The following is a 17,137-nucleotide window of genomic DNA, read 5'->3' on the forward strand; positions in this document are numbered from 1 at the left end:
CCCACGAAAAAAGAAAATGACGAATCCGCGTTTAATCCAAATATTATTCTTCAAAAATCGCCACCTGGTCGCGTCCGCGAGCTTTTGCTTCGTAAAGCGCCGCGTCCGCCGATTGAATGATGAGATGTGGCGAGTTGATGGATTTACTGAATGACGAAACCCCAATGCTTAGGGTGACGCGGTTCATCTCACCACCCTGTTCGGTGGCGAGTTCGATTTGCCGAACCTCTTTGCACAACCGTTCGGCTATACGCGAAGCGGAGGCTAAATCGGTTTCCGGTAAAATAATGCAAAACTCATCACCGGCAAATCGCGCAGGCATATCGATGGTGCGAATCGAGCGTCGGAAAATATTGGCAACCTGAATCAACATGCGGTCGGCATTGGTGTGCCCGTAAAGATCGTTGTAGCTTTTAAAATAATCAATGTCGATCAACATGAATGCCAGCGGGGTGTTATGGCGTTTGGAACGCTCGACCTCTTCAAACAGTCGTTCTTCAAGATAACGACGATTCGGCAATCCCGTCAGTTCATCGGTCAATGACATCTGCTGATACTGTTCAGCCTTTTTATACCACTCAGTTCGATCAATGATGAGGGCAATCTGCGGGGCAATCATATCGAGAATCAACAGGTCTTGCTTATCGTAAGCGGTTCCGTCTTTGCGGTCGGTTAAATTCAAGACCCCGAATTTGCGACTGCCCAGGGTGATGGGGTAGCTGATAAACGATTTGGTCTTATAATTCGCCGCGCGGCTGCTTCGCACACGTCGGTCTGTATCCACATTGTGAACCAGCAGCGGCAGACCGCTGTAGAGCACCGCGCCGGAAATCCCTTCGCCGAGTTTGACGCGAATTTTACTTAATGACTCGAAATCGGCTCCCACCGCCGCTTCCAGAGAAAGTTCAGCAGTTTCCGGGTTATAAAGCATCAGCGAACCGCGCTCGGCTTTCATGATTTCATTGAACTTTTTCAAAATGTCCAGATAAACCGATTGCGAATCCAGGGTCGGCGCGACATCACGCAGAAAATCCTGAAATTGCACCAATGCCCGATTTTTATTTTCGAGTTCATCGGAAAGTCGAATGATTTCCAGGTGCGCATCCAGAAGATTAGGAGCGTTTTCGAGTTCATTGATTGACGATAAGCTGGAGTGCTCTCGCGCAAAGTGGGCATTTGCGGTTGAGGAAACGACCTCTGCAATCTCCGCAAGTTCAAACGGGTCATTGAACTTGATGTTTTGCAAAGCCGCGCCGGTTTCGACAGGTTGATAATCCTGATAACGATTTAAAAATTTTGAATAATTTGCCGATGAGGTAAAAGTTCTGCCTCCGAGAATAACCAGTGGTTTCGGGTGATTATGCGCCGCAAAGGCAAAACACTTTAGCCCGACGTGACAGGTATATTCGATTTTTCCGACCGCACGGATTGCCCGCTGGTAAGCTGTCCCACAATCGGCGTCACAACGGTTGGCGTGAACCGGAGATTTCTGCATCGCCTGACAGATGCTATTTTCGTTCGCGGTTTCTCCAACATAAATATTGCTTTCATCAAGCGTCGTCAGGGCAATATTATTTTTTTCCGCCAGCGATTGCTGTATAGGCAACCACGCCGAAAGCGGCGTGTCCGGTGAAGGCGTGTGATTGGATGGTAAAGAATTTTTCACGAGTTCCGGTAGCAAGCTGATTTAGAAAGCCCTCGAAGAGCTTTTCCCTCCCAAGCCTATTCGCTTTAGATGAAGTTGTTTTGGTTCTTTGGAGACAAACAGGAACCTATGAGCTGTAAAGGTGTAGTAAATGTCCCCCGCTCTAACCAAGTCGCGTTGATGTAGCGAAGAAATGCTTCCCCGAATCGCATTTCGTGGTGAAACTATCATATGGGTTATCGCTTTGCAATCACCCAACCGATTACCTGCTCAGGTAATATTAATTTCACTGAATCAAACAAATATCTGCCTGTTGGCTTTAGCATTTTGATGAACCAACTCGGGAAAAACAGAGGACCGTGAATCGAAATTTTTTCACTCAAAGCTTACTTGAAACCTGCCTAATCCCCGGTTCCCTTGTTCATTCACCATTTTCTCAACCCCGATTTTTTCGTTCTACAGGGGCAAGCATTCATCTTTCGATTCTCTCCATCAAAATAGTCAATAGGAAAATTTTTCCAAAAAAAAGGTTTCTATACCCTGTTAAGGGGAGCGCACAGCGATTTATAAAAAAATTGTTCAAAAGGGAAGAATTGAAAAGGTATTTAAATGGGGCTTGCACAGAAACCCCGGATGCTGATAACCGGGCAAGGCGGCTTTCGCGATTAATGCGAATAAAAGAGCGCCAATTGCCCGCCGGTATGCCAGAACAACACGGTATCGTGGCGAGTGAGCCGTCCCTGCTTTATCCAATCCAACATTCCGGCAAAGGCTTTTGCGGTATAAACCGGGTCGAGGATGATGCCTTCGGTGCGCGCCAGATTTTTCAGTGCTGCCGATGATGCAGCCGACGCGATGCCATAGCCTTCGCCGATATAGTCATCAAGCACGACGGCTTCCTGATGCAATGATGCCTCGGATATTTCAAGCAGAGCTTTTAATCCGTTGATGACTTGGGAAACTTCAGCGGCAATCGCTTCACTGGGGTCATCAGGACTGACGCCAATGATTTTTGCTTCACTCAACGGACAAAGCGCCGCCCCAACTATTAACCCGGCTTGCGTGCCTCCCGAAGAACTCGAATGAAACATATGGGTCACCCGCACATTCATCGCTTCAAGTTGCGCAGCGGCTTCCTGTGCGGCTTGAACATAACCGAGCGCGCCCAGCGGCATCGATGCCCCAAGCGGAATTTCTAAAACTCGCTTGCCCGTGCTCCTTAAATCTTCGGCTAACGAGTGCATCGTGGTTTGACGGGATTCGCGGTTATCGACCAGATGAACCTTAGCGCCAACCAGTTCATCAACAACCAGACTTGCGGGCTTCCACTCATCTGCGGTTTGCGAACTGCGGTTAAGAATCAGCACACAATCCAAACCCACGCGCGCGCACATGGCTGCGGTCGCCCGGCAATGATTGGATTTTTCTCCGCCGATGGTGAGAACCGTATCAACGCCATCACGGATTGCCTGAGCTAAAACATAATCGAGTTTGCGAACTTTATTGCCGCCAAATCCTGCGCCGGTGTAATCATCGCGTTTGATAAAAATGCGCGGCGCGTTTTCGCCCAGCGTTTGTTGAAATCGCCGGAGTTCTTCAATCGGCGTCGGGTGAACGCCGATGTTCAAACGCGGTGTGTCGGCGAGTTTGGCAAGAGCTTTTTTCTGCAACGCTTCGTTCATCTTATTCCGGTTTCTGATTGCTGGTTTCCGATTTTTTAAACAACGGAAAGATATTCTTAAACAAATATTCTTTAATCACCCGGTCGGCTTCGCGGGTATTTTTACTGGCATCTTTTTCGGTTGGTATGGCGTGGGTATTGAATGCCACGATGTAAGCCGCGCGATTATCCGGGCGCACATAAAAGTGCAGGATGAAGCCGTTCTGGCTGCCGCTATGCCCGATGAAATGCTGCCCGAAATTGTCTTCAATAAAATAGGTCAGCCCCATCGCATCTTTACGGTTTTCACCGTCTGCAACCTGCGGCTCGATGTTGATTTGCGCTTGCCACATCGCTTCAAGCGATGCGCGCTTTAAAACGCCATCATAGATTGCCTGTTTTTTCGCGTCGCCCATCAGGAAATTAATATATTTCGCCATATCGGTGAGCGGCGCATTGAGTCCGCCGTTTGACACTGTGATGCCGGTATCGACATCAAACCGCGCCGGCGTGAGTTTTCCATCTTGCAGGTAATAACTGTGCGAGCGATAGTTGAGTAAATGATAAGGGGTGGCGTCGAAATAGCTGCGATACATCTCCAAAGGCTTGAAAATATTTTTATCGACATAAACTTCAAAATCGTCATGGGTGATGATTTCAATAACCCGACCTAAAAAAATAATCGCCGGATTGGAATAACTCCACTTGGAGCCGGGTTTAAATTGAATCTCTGTGTAAGGCAGCATGGCGACAATTTGCGACCAGTGTTGCGGTTCGTGCGGATGCCAATCTTTGTCGCCGCCCCAGGGCCAGGTCGCATCACGAAACCCGGCGCTATGCGACATCAACTGACGCAAGGTGATTTCACTCATATCGCCGAACGGATTATGCACAGCGCGCAGTTCGGGCAGGTATTTGATAATCGGGTCGTCGAGTTTCAGCAAACCTCTGTCGCGAAGTTGCATGATGGCAATGCCCGTGAAGGTTTTGGTAATCGATGCCCAATGATAAATCGTGTCTTCATCGACGACTTGATTCTTTTCAAGATTGGCCTTGCCATAAAACTCTCTGGCGATGATTTGATTATCGTGAATCAGAAAAAAACTGCTGCCGATGATGCCATGTTTTTTGAGCTGTTGTTCGTAAACCGTTTTGAAACCTTGATAGGCTTGATTGAAATTCTGGGAAGTTTGAGCGTTTACGGTTGTCATAAGCCATGCAAGAGCGCACATCACCGAACAAAGTCGCGTTACTTGATTCATCGTTATCTTGCTCCTATTTTCAAGCAACCGGAGTTTGCCTGAACCTTGCTTTCTTATTCAAGACGAAATCAACCAGGCTATGGCTTCGCCGGTCAGGCAACAGATTTGATAGATTTATCAATGTAAAAGAGCCGACCGGTCAAACCGATTCAAACAACGTGTATAAAAATAGAGGGAATAATTAACGGTTGATTGATTGCCACTCGAAATCAACTGAAAAGCCAGATATTCGCTACTTCTTGAGTCGCAACCACGCGAATCATCGGGTGCGATGCATGCTCATAAGCCAACTCGCTGAATCGTTCGCCGAAGCGTTCCGGGTTTGGCAGCACAATCGCTGCGCGAATGCGATAGTTCACTAACTTTTGAAAAAATTCTCCGGCGATGCCGCTACGCAGGTCGAAAAACTCTTGCCCCAATTCGTTTTCGGTGAGCATCAGCCCTTCAGCGCCAAGCGCCGCAGCAATCGCATCCGAAATATCGCCAACCGTCCGTATGAAAATGCCAACGTCCGAAGCCTTGATGATTTTAGGTTCCTCACTCATTGCTGCTTTGCCTGATTGAGAAATTTGGAAGTGGAAAGCCAATGTTTGTCCGGGTAATAAGCAAAGATCAAATTGCCGTCTTTGAGGGTGTCAATCAACGGTTTGACAACCGAATTTTCCACCGCCGGACAGCCAAGGCTGCGCCCCAACCGTTGATATTGGGCAATCATATTTTTGCTGACGTACCACGCGCCGTGCAAAACGATGGCGCGCGGTTTGGCTTGATCGTTGATTCCCGGTTCCAGCCCCGCAAGCCTTAAAGAATAGCCATGTTCGCCTTCATAGGTTGACTGTGTAACATAGAGACCGAGACTTGATTGCGAACTTCCCGGTCGATTGGAAAATGAGGTGGCAAAGTTTTCGCCGCTGCCTTTGCCATGTGCGACCAACTCATAAAAAAGCACCCGCTTTGCCTGCGTATCCAGTACCCAGAATCGTCGTTTGGTGCTTGGCAAAGAAAAATCGATAATTCCCAGAATTCTGCCGTTGGCGATGCCTTGTTTGGTTGCCGTTTGCGCGGCTTCTAAAGCCAACCGCAACACATTGGGCGACAACGCTTCGACCTCCCAGGGCGTTGCGGCTTTGGTCGATGGGTTGGCGACAGACCCGGTAGCCGAGACACTGAGGAGTAAAAACAAAACCGTCAGCAGGGATTTGAGATAAGGTGAAAACGAAGAACGACTGCTAATAAACTTCATAAAATTCTTTATTGTTGATTCTTAATGCGTGCGTTGACACGAGAATATAAATTAAACCTGCAAATTTGCATACATTCAAGCAATGAATGCAAAACTCGGCATGATTTATAACCGAAGTGTTGGTCAAAGCGAGTGAAGACTGTATTGCAAGTTTGCTGAGACGCGACTATGCCATAAGTCGTGGCAAATCACATACGAATATCACCAAAGCCCGAATAAACCTCACTGCCGCTGTTGCTCGTTTGAGCTTGGCGCATTAGGTTGATTCATTTTGACGTTTTTCGGATTTTACTTTAAAAACGAAATCCTACGCTGACGCTATATTGAGCGTTATGGCTTGTGCCGCCTCCGAACTGCGAAGGGATAAACCCCGGCAAGCTGTAAAAACCAAACTCACATCAACTTTGGATTGAGCAGTCTGCGCCTGTGCCGTTAGAGAATAGCCAATCAATAAAAGTGCTGAAAACAACATCAACTTTTTTAGCGACATAAGGTACTCCTGTCTGAAAAGTTTGCTGGTGAGAGAACTCAGCGGTGAGCCATTTTTGCACCTTGATTGATTAACCCATCAGATCAAAGAAAAGCGCCAACGATGGTTAAAAAGCGCCAGAATTTTTCGGGCTTTAAGGCTTTGTGGCACTTGAAAGGAAATCGTTTTTTGAAGTTTGCCAAATTAAATTTTTACCAGAAATCATTGCCGCCGATGCGAACTTCGTTGATCCCTAAAATGCGCGAACCATGACGATTCGAGCGAAATTCGATATAGGGTTTGCGTTTGATTGGCGTGGTCACCATTCGCGTGAGCGCATCTTTGGCAGCTTCCCAACGCTTGAAATTGCGTTCCTGATCTTTGGGATTTTGTGTCGCGAAGTTTTGATAATCGCCGTGGCCTTTTTCATAGCCGAGATATTGACCGGAAGCTTTGACAATGTCGGACAGGGTAATCTGGTCGCGGGTTCTGGCGGTTGCGCCAAGATAGGATTCGGCAGTGACCTTTTCGGAATACGCCTGGTTCATTTTTTTCTGCGCCGCGCCGAGATTTTCTGTCGCCCGGTCATAAGCCGCTTTAGCCGCGCTTACTGCGGATTGATATTTTTCCGCGCCCATCTCTTTCTGATATTTGCTTGGTTGTTTGGTTAAATCTTCATAAGTTTTGGTTGCTTCATCGCGCGTCGCGCGGGCATTTTCCAGAAGTCTTTGCGACAGCAAATCGCGATAATTTTTGCGGGCTTTTTCAATCAAGCTTTTGCGGTTGAGAATGGTTGACGCGACGGCTTCGGCTTCTTCCGTAAGCCCCGGGGCGATTTCCGCAGATTGCTCACCAAACACCGTAAACAGAGCGTCGTTTAATTCATTAACGCTATATTCAGCCAACGGATTGGTGAACAAAATCAAGGTTTTCGGCAAATCGGAGGCATATTGCAGGTCGCCTGCGACAAAGCCTTGACGACCGGCAGGCGAATTTGGCGCAATCGGTTTTTTGACATCCGGGGTCGCGCCGAGCGGTTGCGGGCTGCGGGTTCTGCCAGGTCCGCCGCCCCCTTGCGGCGCATTCGGATGGGTTTCGTTGCCGCTCCAGCCGGAATATTCGTCGCTTTGTGAGCCAAGTCCTGCATCGGGTTTATCGGAATCGTTTGCTGCCATTTTTGCATCCTTTCAAATCGCTAATGCGAAAGTTTGACGGCTTCTTCGATTAAGCTGTCAGCTTCTCTATCACCGATGAACCGGTGAATCAAATGGTGCGTGAGATAAATCAGCGGGGTGAGGCTAACGGCAATCAGCAGTTTATATGAATAATTGGTGAAGGCGAGTCCGAGAAAATCTCTAGTCTTTAATTTGCCCGGCAACCAGAAAGCAATTGCCAGGATGACAAACGTATCAACAAACTGAGAGAAAATCGTTGAGCCGGTTGACCTCAGCCACAGATGCCTGCCGCCGGTTTGGTCGCGAAAGCGCCAGAATACGAAAACATCCAAAAGCTGACTGATGATGAATGCAATGATGCTGCCGACGATAATCCACAGCGATTGTCCAAGCACTTGATTGAACGCTTCATCGCTTACCGGCGAAACCGGCGCTGCCGGAATGTTGATTGCAATAAAAATGAGGGCAAAGGCAAACAAAATGAGTCCGACCGTTATAAAGGTTAAATGCCTGACGCCATCGCGCCCGAAATATTCATTGATTAAATCGGTGGTTAAAAAAACGACAGGCCAGGGAACGACGCCCATGCTCATCACATAGGTCCCGACTTGAATCAATTTGCCGCCGAGGATTTCCGCCAGCAAAGCATTGGTTACGAAAAAGCCCGCGAGAAGCAGGTATACCAGGTCTTTCCGATTATTGAAGCTCAACCACTCATCCTTTCACTCAGTAACGTTCTGTTAAACATATAAAAGAAATCAGCCGTGATGAGCAAGCATCTGAGGGGTTGAGCCGTAAGTTAAATTGTAAAAAACCGGTTTTGCTTCACAGGTGGCAAACAAAATATTTGCTTCACGCCTTATTTGTTCGCCGCGCTTTTGGCAATTTCAGCCGCATATTTGTCATAGGCTTTTTTTAATTTCGTATCATATTGATTTTCCGCGTAACCCGCGCCGTTATAACCGCGCGCAAAATCCGCCCAGTTTTTATCGGTCAGCGATTTGGTTAAATTGGCAGCTTTGATGAATGAAACAAAGGCTTCCAGATGTCGCCCCTCGGATTGATACATCGCCACAATGAAATCATCAACCGTTGTATAACCGAGTTTGGCATAGTGAAATCCCATAATCTGAAAACGCCCCCACGATGCCGATTGCAAAGCCGCCGCGCGGTCAAGCGCCATGGCTTTTTCCAGCCGGTCATATTCAGCCTCGCCGCCTTTGTAGAGTTTTTTGTTCCAGCTTTTGCTCGATATATCGGGCGCGCATTTGTCGTAAGCGTGTTTGGTTAATCGCGAAAAAATATGCGCTTCAAAAAGGATTTTCGGTCTGCCGCTGGCGAAATAACCGCTGCCTGCCGATTCGATTTCGTTGACCGCTTTGATGGCTGCGACTTCACAACCCAACGTCTTAGCGGCGGTTTCAAAATCACTTTCGGCAAGCGCATTGCCGCCGCTTGCCGCAGGCAATGTGCAGGTGAGACTGAGAAAGGTAAATTCGCGGCTGTTCGGAGCAATCAAGCCGCTGGGGTTGGCAAAATTCATGGTCAGGCGTTGAAAGCCTTCAATCAAGCCGATGGTTTTATTGCCCGGGTCGCCATCAACTTTAATCGGCGCGTAAGGAATCGGCAGGTTCTGATTGAGCAAGCCTTGAACAATCACTGCGTCATCTTTGTTATTGTTGCCGAGTCTGCCGACTGAACCACTGATTGAAATCATGTGTACACCTCCGGTTGCGGATATGCTGAGATTTCCAATAAGGATTTGTGGCTGTTGATTGAACTTTCAGGCAGTCGCAATATTACTGCAACTGCCCTGATGAACAAAAGATGAAAGGTAAAAAAAGTGATTGCCTTACTTTTTCAAAATGGCAATGGTTGCGCCGGTGCCGCCTTCGTTTTGCGGCGCGAAAGCGAAACTTTGCACATGCGTATGACCTTTCAATAAATTCATTACCGCCTGTCGCAATGCGCCTTTGCCATGCCCGTGAACGATGCGCACGCTGTCTGCGCCTGAGAGAAACGCTTCGTCGAGAAATTTATCCACGCGGTCTTCGGCTTCATCGGTTGTCAGTCCGATGATGTTCAATTCGCGCGCGAAGTTTTCGTCAATGCGAACGTTGGCGCTCACCCCTTTCGGTAATTTCGCCGTCGCTTTATTTGGCGGTTGCGCGGCTTTGATTAATTTCAGTTCATCGCGTTTAGCGCGAAATCTGAGCGAACCGACCAGCACCGTAAAGGTTCCGTCGTTGATGGTTTCGACCACGCCTTCCTGTCCAATCGAATTGATGCGCACATGGTCGCGTTCATTAATCTCTTCGGTGGCGGTTTCAAATACGCTCGGTTCAACGACCGGTTCAGTCGATGAGGTTGTCGAAGTTTGCGAGGTTCCGCCGGATGCAGCCTGTTTGCGAATTTTCACGCCAGCCGAACGGCGCAAGTCTGCGGCGCGGGCTTCGGCTTCTTTCTTGAGACGCGCAGCGAGCACTTTGTCTTGAATGCTCTTGAGGTATTTTTCGCTCTCTTCGCTGAACTGGCGTATGACTTCTGCCAGTTGATGCTCGAACGCTTTGCGGCGTTCGGTTTCGCGTTTGGCAAAATCCAAATCAAGCCGCGCATATTTTTGTGCAGTGGCTTCGCGTTCTTCTTCAAGCGCGCCTTGCAAGGCTTCCTGTTCATCAACCAGCAGCTTGAGTTGCTTCAAATAATCGCTCGCCTGGGTGTGCAGCGGGTCGAGGTTGGCTTGCGCCGCTTGAATGACTTCCGCAGGTAAATTCATGCGTTTAGCGATTTCCAATCCCGATGACGCGCCCGCTACGCCAACGATGAGCCGATAGGTTGGCTTCAAGGTCTTTTCATCGAACTCAACCGAAGCGTTCAACACGCCTTCGGTTTGCGAAGCCCAAACTTTCAATGGGTTGTAATGCGTCGTGGCAATCGTCGTCGCGCCCGTCTGTTGAAAATGGTTGACGATGGCGATGCCTAACGCTGCGCCTTCGTCGGGGTCGGTTCCGGTGCCGACTTCATCGAGCAAAATCAACGCAGGCGGCGCAACCAGTTCCATCATCTCGGCAATATTTTTCATGTGCGCGGTGAAGGTCGAGAGATTTGCGGCAATCGATTGCTGGTCGCCAATGTCTGCAAGAATTTTTTCAAAGACCGGCATGGCAGCCTCAGTTGCAGGGACATGCAAACCCATCTGCGCCATCAAGGCAATCAGCCCTGTGGTTTTCGTTACCACGGTTTTACCGCCGGCATTGGGACCGCTGATGACAAAGGTCAGATGCGCTTCATCCATCTCAAATGAAATCGGCACGATTTGCCCGCCGGTTTTTCTGAGATTTTGTTCAAGCAAAATATGCCGCGCATCTTTTAATTTGAGTCCGCGCCCGTCTTTGATTTGTGGTTCCGTGCAGTGATACTCACGCGCAAGCCGCGCTTTTGCGGCGGTGAAATCCATCTCGGTGATGGCATCGACGATGGCGTGAATGCTCAAGAGATTGCCGCGCAGGGTTTCGGTGATTTGAAAGAGAATCTGCGAAATCTCTATCTCTTCCTGTTCGCGCAATCGCACCATTTCATTATTTTGTTCGATGACCGCGATGGGTTCGACATAGGTAGTCTGTCCGCTTGATGACAGCCCATGCATCACGCCCGGCACCTGTCCGCGTGATTCTGTGCGAATCGGAATCACAAAACGCCCGTTGCGAATGGTGACGATTTCATCCTGTACGGATGCAGCGCGGTCGTGCATCAACGATTCGAGGTTGCGATAGATGCGATTGCGGCGTTCATTGATTTCGCGACGAATGCGCCGCAGTTCGGGACTCGCGTTGTCATCAATTTCGCCGTTCGGCAAAATCTTGCCGCGAATCTGACTTAGCATTCTGCGCAAATCCGGTACACTGGCGACGATTGTGCAAAGTTCAGGGTAACGCGCTTTCATTTCCGCATTGTTGAATTGGGTGTGCAGGTCGAGACCGACGGCAATCAAACTCTGGAGCGCGAGAATCTCCTGTGGTTCAAGCGTGGTGCCGCCGATTTGCAGTGTTGTAAGCGAATTTTCCGGGTCGCGCACTTCGCCAAGTCCGAATGCGCCGCCGGTCGTTAAATAATCCACGCATTCGGTGGTGCGTTTGAGTTCACGCGAAATCCAGTTGCGGTCAGTCGAAGGCATAAGCGTGAGCGCGCGATTGCGTCCAAGCGGCGTCTGCACATGCCTTGCGAGAAGCGAAAGCAACGCTTCGAGTTCAAGCGTTTTAAAAGTGCGTTCATTCATACCGGGTAATTATGCCTGAGCGAGAAGAATTCAAACAGCGATGGACAGGCTAAACCGGTTGGTTTCGATTATAGGTTCGGCGTTAATCGAGATTTGTTTAATTGCCTAGAAAGCGATTGCTGAATTTTCAGGGGACTGATGGAAAACCAACGGGTTCACAAATCAGTTTGAAATATTATTCCCGGATCAGGCGGATGAAACGGATTTTTGCGGATGACTTTACAAGTAAGCAACGGGCTTGTTCGCCGGTAATCCGCGCTGATCCGCCACATCTGCTGGGAATGTCCATTGATGATTAGCCGGTTGATATTTCGTAGAGCGATGATGCCGATTCAACGGATGATGGAATTTTTCTTCGCAAAAACCTTCAATGATAAATCGTTGATAATCGTTTTGTTCGGATAGAACGGGTTTCTTATAATTGAAAGCAAAATGAAATTACTCACAGGCAGCGCCAATTCCGGTAAAACGCGAAATCTACTTTCGCGCATTGCTCAATGTGTCTCTGACAAACAGCAAAGCGCGTTGCTCATTATTCCGTCATCGGCGGCTGCGGATATATTTCATGAAGCCTTGCAGACGGTCATTTCAGAAAATTTACCGGATAAAGCGAAACCACTGGTCATTACTTTTCCGAACCTCTTTCAAAAAGTTTTAGGATTGTGCAAAGAACAACGCGATTATTTAACCTCGCTTGAACGCGACAGAGTATTGCGCAATGTGGTTGCCGGTTTAGCCGAACAAAACGCCCTCAGTTATTTCCACAACATCGCTCACAAATCCGGGCTGATTGATTCGCTCGCAACCTTTATTGATGAACTCTGGCGCAGTAATACCGATGCCAAACGCTTCACCCAACTCATCGGGCTTACCAGTAAAAAAGCTCAGGATGTAGCGTTGATTTTTGGCGAATATGAAAAGGCGCTTGAGCAAATGCCGGCGGTTGATGCGGAAGGCGCAGGGGTACGGGCAGTAAAGGCGCTGGAAAAGCTTTTAACCAACCCATCTGCGAACCTATCGTTGATAGAAAAAATCAAAAGCGAATTTCCGCTGGTCGCTTGTGACGGTTTTGATTTTTATACGCCAACACAAATTCGTTTGCTTGAGTTGCTCGGTCATTGCGGAGTGGAAACCGTTGCCAGTTTAACTTACGAAGCCGACCGCGCGGTTCACCTCTGGCATAAACCGACGTGGGAACGGTTTGTTGATATGGGTGCGGAGGTTGTTCATTTTGATTCGCCATCGGAAACCTCAATTTCACAAGCAGCAACTCGCTTGATGCGGGAACAAATCGCGGATTTGCCAGGCGAGTCATTTGATGAAACGGGGCAAGCGTCGCAGCCGATTAACATCATCTCAGCGCCCGACCGCGGTGTAGAAGTTCGCGCCGTTGCCCGTGAAATTAAACGCCTGACGATTGAAGATAATTTTGCTCTTGAAGACATCACCATCGTTTGCCGTTCGCTTGCAACCTATGCCCATCATTGCGAACGAATTTTCGCGGAATGCGGCATTCGGGTGATGCTTGATTGCCAACTCGCGCTTGCGGAAAACCCTTGCGTGATTGCAGTGATCAAACTGTTGCAACTCGAAATCAATCACTTCCGCCGCCGCTTGGTTATTGACGCTCTGCGCTCGCCCTATTTCGATTTTTCGGCGTTTGAACTCACGGGCGAACGTGTCGATGTGTTGGATGATTTATCGCTTAAAGCAGGTGTGATGCAGGGGCACAATCAATGGATTGAAGCGATTGAAAAGCCCGCAAAAAAAACAGGCGAAGATGAAAACGCCGACATAGTTGAATTCGATAAATTGCCTGAACCTGCCTTGCGTTCGTCACTGGCAAATCAAGTGAAGGCGTTTTTTCAGGCGCTTTCATTTCCTGAAAATGAGCAGAGAAAAAACTATGCTCAACGAATTAAAAACCTGCTGACTAAATTGCAGGTTGCCGAGAGGATTCAACTCGGTAAGTCCGCCGTTGTCGATGCCCTCGCTTTGCAGCGATTGCTGGCGTTGCTTGACTTCTTTGCCAGTGAGCGGGCGCAAGGCGACGCCCTCGAATCGGCAAAAATTCTCAGCCGGGAATTATTTTTTGCGGATTTCTTTCGGGCGATTAATCAAATTTCGTTTGCCCGACCGGACAACCGGCATCCCGCGATTCTTGTTCAGGAAGCGCACAATCTGCGTCCGCGAACCTACCGGGCAATTTTTATTGTTGGTTTGAACGAAGGCGAATTTCCTAAGAAATCTGCGGAAACTGCGCCTTACACGCGGCTGGAAAAAGCGAACCTGCGACGCGCAGGGATTGATTTTACCGAAACCACCAGTGATGCCGGAGCCGACCTGACGCAATTTCATAAAGCGATGACCCGCGCCACGCAGCGCCTGTTTTTGAGTTATGCGCGAACCGATTTTGCCGGTGGTGAATTGCTGAAATCCTATCTCCTCGATGAAGTGTGCGCGGTCGCTGAAACCCGGGAGCTTCGTCTTTCGCAAATTGAAACCGCCGATGCGAAAAGTTTTGATGAGGCAGCATCGCTTGAAGAGTTAGCCCAACGCACAGCCCTGGCGATGCGTAAACAGTTGGACAGCGACAAACCGCTTTCGCCAAATCCGCTCATCAAATCAGCCTCCACGCTTTTAACCGGGAGTTTAACAAGTTGGACGACGACGGTGCGGGCATCGCAAATTGAACGATTGCGACTGGCTGGATTAGGGCGCGGCATTTATGGCGGCATCATCGCCAATGAAAAACTGGCGGCGAAAATTCAACAGCAGTTCAATGAAGATTATCTGTTCAGCGCCAGCAAAATTAATGATTATGGTTTATGTCCGTTTCGCTTTTTTGCGCGCAATGTATTGCGCCTCGCGCCGGTCGATGAACCCAGGGAGGGCTTTGCGCCTGATAGGTTGGGAACCGCCTATCACGAAATTCTCGAACGCGCCTATCGAATGTTGAAAGAGCAGGGCATGGCGCTTTCGGAAGCAACGTTTGCGACTGCCGCAGAAATCGTTGAGCAGGTGAGCGAAGCGGTGCTCACAGAAATGCTTGAAAAAGGCGAAGTCAGACAGACACCGCTCTGGGAATTTGAAAAAGCCGATATGAAAAAGCGCGTGGTCAATTTATTACGCGCCGAAATGCATTGGAACGCGGATAACGCGGCGGTGCCGGTGCGCTTTGAACAGCGCTTTGGTTACGGCAAACAGCCGCCGCTGGTCATTGGGAGTCTTTCAGGCAACATCCGAATTCGCGGGCAGATTGACCGCATTGATGAACGCGACGGGGAACTGGTAGTGATTGATTACAAAACCGCGCGCACGCCGGTGAGCGCCCGCGAAGCCGAAGCCGGACGCAATCTGCAATTGCCGATTTATTTAATGGCTGCCGACCGCGTGTTGTTGCCTGATAAAGCGGTCGCCGCCGGGTATTATCTGCATATTACGAGTTGTAAGAAAGGCTCGGAACTCCCGAAAAAAAATCTCTCGGTCAAAGAGGTCGTCGAAAAAGCCGAAGACTTTATCAATGATTATGTCAGTAGCATTCGCCGCGCCGAATTTCCCATAGCGCCAAATCAAAATCGTTGTCCACCGTGCGAATTTGAAACCATGTGTCGTATACAATCATTAGGGACGTCAGCAGACGAAGATTAATTAAACCGAACCATTTAACCTGATGTAGCCGCAAAGGAGGTCAACGATGCGCAATGTGCCATTCTTCCTGATTTTTGTATTTGTCATTTTTCTGATGAGCCTTTTGCAAAACAGTGATTCTTTTGCAAAGGAGAAAAGACCAGATGATTCGGGTTCAATCTCCGGGCGCGTTACAATTAAAGGAAAGCCCACCGCCGGTATTGAAATTGCTTTAAGTGTTTATGATGTCTTTCCGATTAATGAGATGACTAAAACGGTGACCGATGAAAAGGGGGATTATCAGTTTAATAATCTTGAATCGAAAACTTACTGGGTAAAAATATTAGCTCCAGAATACATTATTAAGGGTGAGTACGATGATGAAGGGGTAGGAAAAAAAGTCGCGCTCGTCAGTGGAGAAAAATTTGATAAAGCCAGTTTCGATTTGATTCGCGGTTGTGTAATTTCCGGGCGAGTGGTTGATGTTGATGGCAAACCAATAGCAGATGAGCGGGTTGAATTATTTCAAATTACCAATGACGAAATTGATGATGAAGTCTTCTGGTTAAACAATAACGATGACAAAACTGACGCACAGGGAAATTATCGCCTTCATAGCGTGCCGCCGGGTCGTTACCTCATAGCGGTGGGCGATGATATAGCGAAAATAAAAAGGCAAAAAAGAAGCCCGATGGGCGGAGATCATTTCCCTTTTAATAGAGTGATTCGCAATCGCTATTTTGCACAAACCTTTTATGGCAATGTGACAGATAGTTCAAAAGCCAAAGTCATAACTCTCAATGAGGAAAGTGAACTTCGCGACATTAATATTAAAATGTTGAATAAAGGATTTCGCGCCTATACCGTCAGCGGCAAAGTGATTGATGAAAAGACCGGCGAACCGTTGAAGAAAGGTCAGGTTTACATTGGGAATCTGAGAGATGGAGAAGCTGGCTCGGGTGATATGGCTGAAACCGATGAGGTTGGAAATTTTGAAATTGATGGATTGCTCGAATGCCGGTTTTATGCAAGCGCTGGATTTGAAGAAGATTCCGAACTGGTAAGCGATAGAGTTGATTTTACAGTTAAGGATAAAGATATTACCGGAATTACAATCAGAGTAAGTCGCGGAATGACGATTCAAGGCTCACTTGTTATCGAAGGCGGCAGCCGTGAGCGAGCATTAGAAATATTAGCCCAAAATGAATTCCGGGCGGTTAGCAGAACCATTCCCGGATTAAGGAAAATCCATTTCCTACATGATGGAACCTTTTTGATTAATGGTCTGCCAAAAGGCTCGATAGAATTTTGGCTTTTCAGTCGCCTATTTGATTTACTTCGCATCGAACACCCAAACGCAAAGCATACAAATGAAGTAAAAGACAGCCCGTTTTCACGCCCAGACGATTGGGTTGTTGAATTGGGCGAGGATTCATTAACTGATGTTCGCTTAGTTCTCAAATATAAAAGTGGCGTAATCAAAGGGCAGGTCGAATATGTAGGGGAATTGCCTTCTAAAAAGCCTCAATTGGGTGTCGCTATTAAGTGGAAAACTGAGCGTATTCTTGAAGCGGGAACCAGCCGCGATATTGATTCAAACGGGAAATTTTTTATTGACGGATTGGAACCCGGTGATTACACATTATCAATCTATGATAGGAAAGGCTTTCGCTCCGAACCGAAAACCGTCAAAGTCACGAGCGATTCCCAAGTCCCGGTTTTGTTTACCATTGATTTAAGCAAATTGAAAAAGTCTTGATGATGCGAGGCTGAATTA

The 17,137-nt window shown here is 48.2% G+C and carries 11 protein-coding genes; 2 read left to right on the plus strand and 9 right to left on the minus strand.

Features of this window, described 5'->3' with window-relative positions; genetic code table 11:
* Window positions 1-43: 43 nt before the first annotated feature.
* From AB1757_17915 to AB1757_17955, 9 genes are all read right to left on the minus strand, one after another.
* Window positions 44-1,666 carry a diguanylate cyclase gene (locus tag AB1757_17915; protein MEW6128919.1) on the minus strand — a complete coding sequence of 541 codons (1,623 nt, stop codon included), beginning with the start codon at window positions 1,664-1,666 and terminating at the stop codon, window positions 44-46.
* A gap of 644 nt (window positions 1,667-2,310) precedes the next feature.
* Window positions 2,311-3,327 carry a D-cysteine desulfhydrase family protein gene (locus AB1757_17920; GenBank protein MEW6128920.1) on the minus strand — a complete coding sequence of 339 codons (1,017 nt, stop codon included), beginning with the start codon at window positions 3,325-3,327 and terminating at the stop codon, window positions 2,311-2,313.
* A 1-nt stretch (window position 3,328) separates the two neighbouring features.
* Complete coding sequence (locus AB1757_17925; protein MEW6128921.1) at window positions 3,329-4,567, minus strand: serine hydrolase domain-containing protein; 1,239 nt, start codon at window positions 4,565-4,567, stop codon at window positions 3,329-3,331.
* A gap of 209 nt (window positions 4,568-4,776) precedes the next feature.
* Window positions 4,777-5,112 (minus strand): DUF4180 domain-containing protein, encoded by a 336-nt coding sequence (locus tag AB1757_17930; protein MEW6128922.1) that lies wholly within the window; start codon window positions 5,110-5,112, stop codon window positions 4,777-4,779.
* The gene (locus AB1757_17935) at window positions 5,109-5,810 is read right to left on the minus strand and encodes a murein L,D-transpeptidase catalytic domain family protein (protein ID MEW6128923.1); all 702 of its coding nucleotides are present in this window, start codon (window positions 5,808-5,810) and stop codon (window positions 5,109-5,111) included. Before AB1757_17935 ends, AB1757_17930 begins: the two co-directional genes overlap by 4 nt.
* A gap of 681 nt (window positions 5,811-6,491) precedes the next feature.
* Window positions 6,492-7,454, minus strand: a complete 963-nt coding sequence (locus AB1757_17940) for a hypothetical protein (protein MEW6128924.1) — start codon at window positions 7,452-7,454, stop codon at window positions 6,492-6,494.
* Between the two features lie 20 nt (window positions 7,455-7,474).
* On the minus strand, window positions 7,475-8,164 hold the full coding sequence (locus AB1757_17945; GenBank protein ID MEW6128925.1) for a queuosine precursor transporter: 690 nt from the start codon (window positions 8,162-8,164) through the stop codon (window positions 7,475-7,477).
* Between the two features lie 149 nt (window positions 8,165-8,313).
* Window positions 8,314-9,171, minus strand: a complete 858-nt coding sequence (locus tag AB1757_17950) for an N-acetylmuramidase family protein (GenBank protein ID MEW6128926.1) — start codon at window positions 9,169-9,171, stop codon at window positions 8,314-8,316.
* A 135-nt stretch (window positions 9,172-9,306) separates the two neighbouring features.
* Entirely contained in the window at window positions 9,307-11,730 is a 2,424-nt protein-coding gene (locus tag AB1757_17955) for an endonuclease MutS2 (GenBank protein MEW6128927.1), read from the minus strand.
* Between the two features lie 432 nt (window positions 11,731-12,162).
* Here AB1757_17955 and AB1757_17960 point away from each other — a divergent pair, with 432 nt between their 5' ends.
* Together AB1757_17960 and AB1757_17965 are read left to right on the plus strand one after the other, a co-directional pair.
* Window positions 12,163-15,381 (plus strand): PD-(D/E)XK nuclease family protein, encoded by a 3,219-nt coding sequence (locus tag AB1757_17960; protein ID MEW6128928.1) that lies wholly within the window; start codon window positions 12,163-12,165, stop codon window positions 15,379-15,381.
* Window positions 15,382-15,427: 46 nt separating this feature from the next.
* On the plus strand, window positions 15,428-17,119 hold the full coding sequence (locus AB1757_17965; GenBank protein ID MEW6128929.1) for a carboxypeptidase-like regulatory domain-containing protein: 1,692 nt from the start codon (window positions 15,428-15,430) through the stop codon (window positions 17,117-17,119).
* Window positions 17,120-17,137 lie beyond the last annotated feature (18 nt).

The sequence above is a fragment of the Acidobacteriota bacterium genome, assembly GCA_040754075.1.
Classification (GTDB): Bacteria; Acidobacteriota; Blastocatellia; order UBA7656; family UBA7656; genus JBFMDH01.

What these genes read in the sequence shown, in the direction of transcription:
- AB1757_17960 (MEW6128928.1), top strand. Translation starts at nt 12,163, where the DNA reads ATGAAATTACTCACAGGCAGCGCCAATTCCGGTAAAACGCGAAATCTA.
- AB1757_17930 (MEW6128922.1), bottom strand. Translation starts at nt 5,112, where the DNA reads ATGAGTGAGGAACCTAAAATCATCAAGGCTTCGGACGTTGGCATTTTC.
- AB1757_17965 (MEW6128929.1), top strand. Translation starts at nt 15,428, where the DNA reads ATGCGCAATGTGCCATTCTTCCTGATTTTTGTATTTGTCATTTTTCTG.
- AB1757_17925 (MEW6128921.1), bottom strand. Translation starts at nt 4,567, where the DNA reads ATGAATCAAGTAACGCGACTTTGTTCGGTGATGTGCGCTCTTGCATGG.
- AB1757_17935 (MEW6128923.1), bottom strand. Translation starts at nt 5,810, where the DNA reads ATGAAGTTTATTAGCAGTCGTTCTTCGTTTTCACCTTATCTCAAATCC.
- AB1757_17950 (MEW6128926.1), bottom strand. Translation starts at nt 9,171, where the DNA reads ATGATTTCAATCAGTGGTTCAGTCGGCAGACTCGGCAACAATAACAAA.
- AB1757_17940 (MEW6128924.1), bottom strand. Translation starts at nt 7,454, where the DNA reads ATGGCAGCAAACGATTCCGATAAACCCGATGCAGGACTTGGCTCACAA.
- AB1757_17955 (MEW6128927.1), bottom strand. Translation starts at nt 11,730, where the DNA reads ATGAATGAACGCACTTTTAAAACGCTTGAACTCGAAGCGTTGCTTTCG.
- AB1757_17920 (MEW6128920.1), bottom strand. Translation starts at nt 3,327, where the DNA reads ATGAACGAAGCGTTGCAGAAAAAAGCTCTTGCCAAACTCGCCGACACA.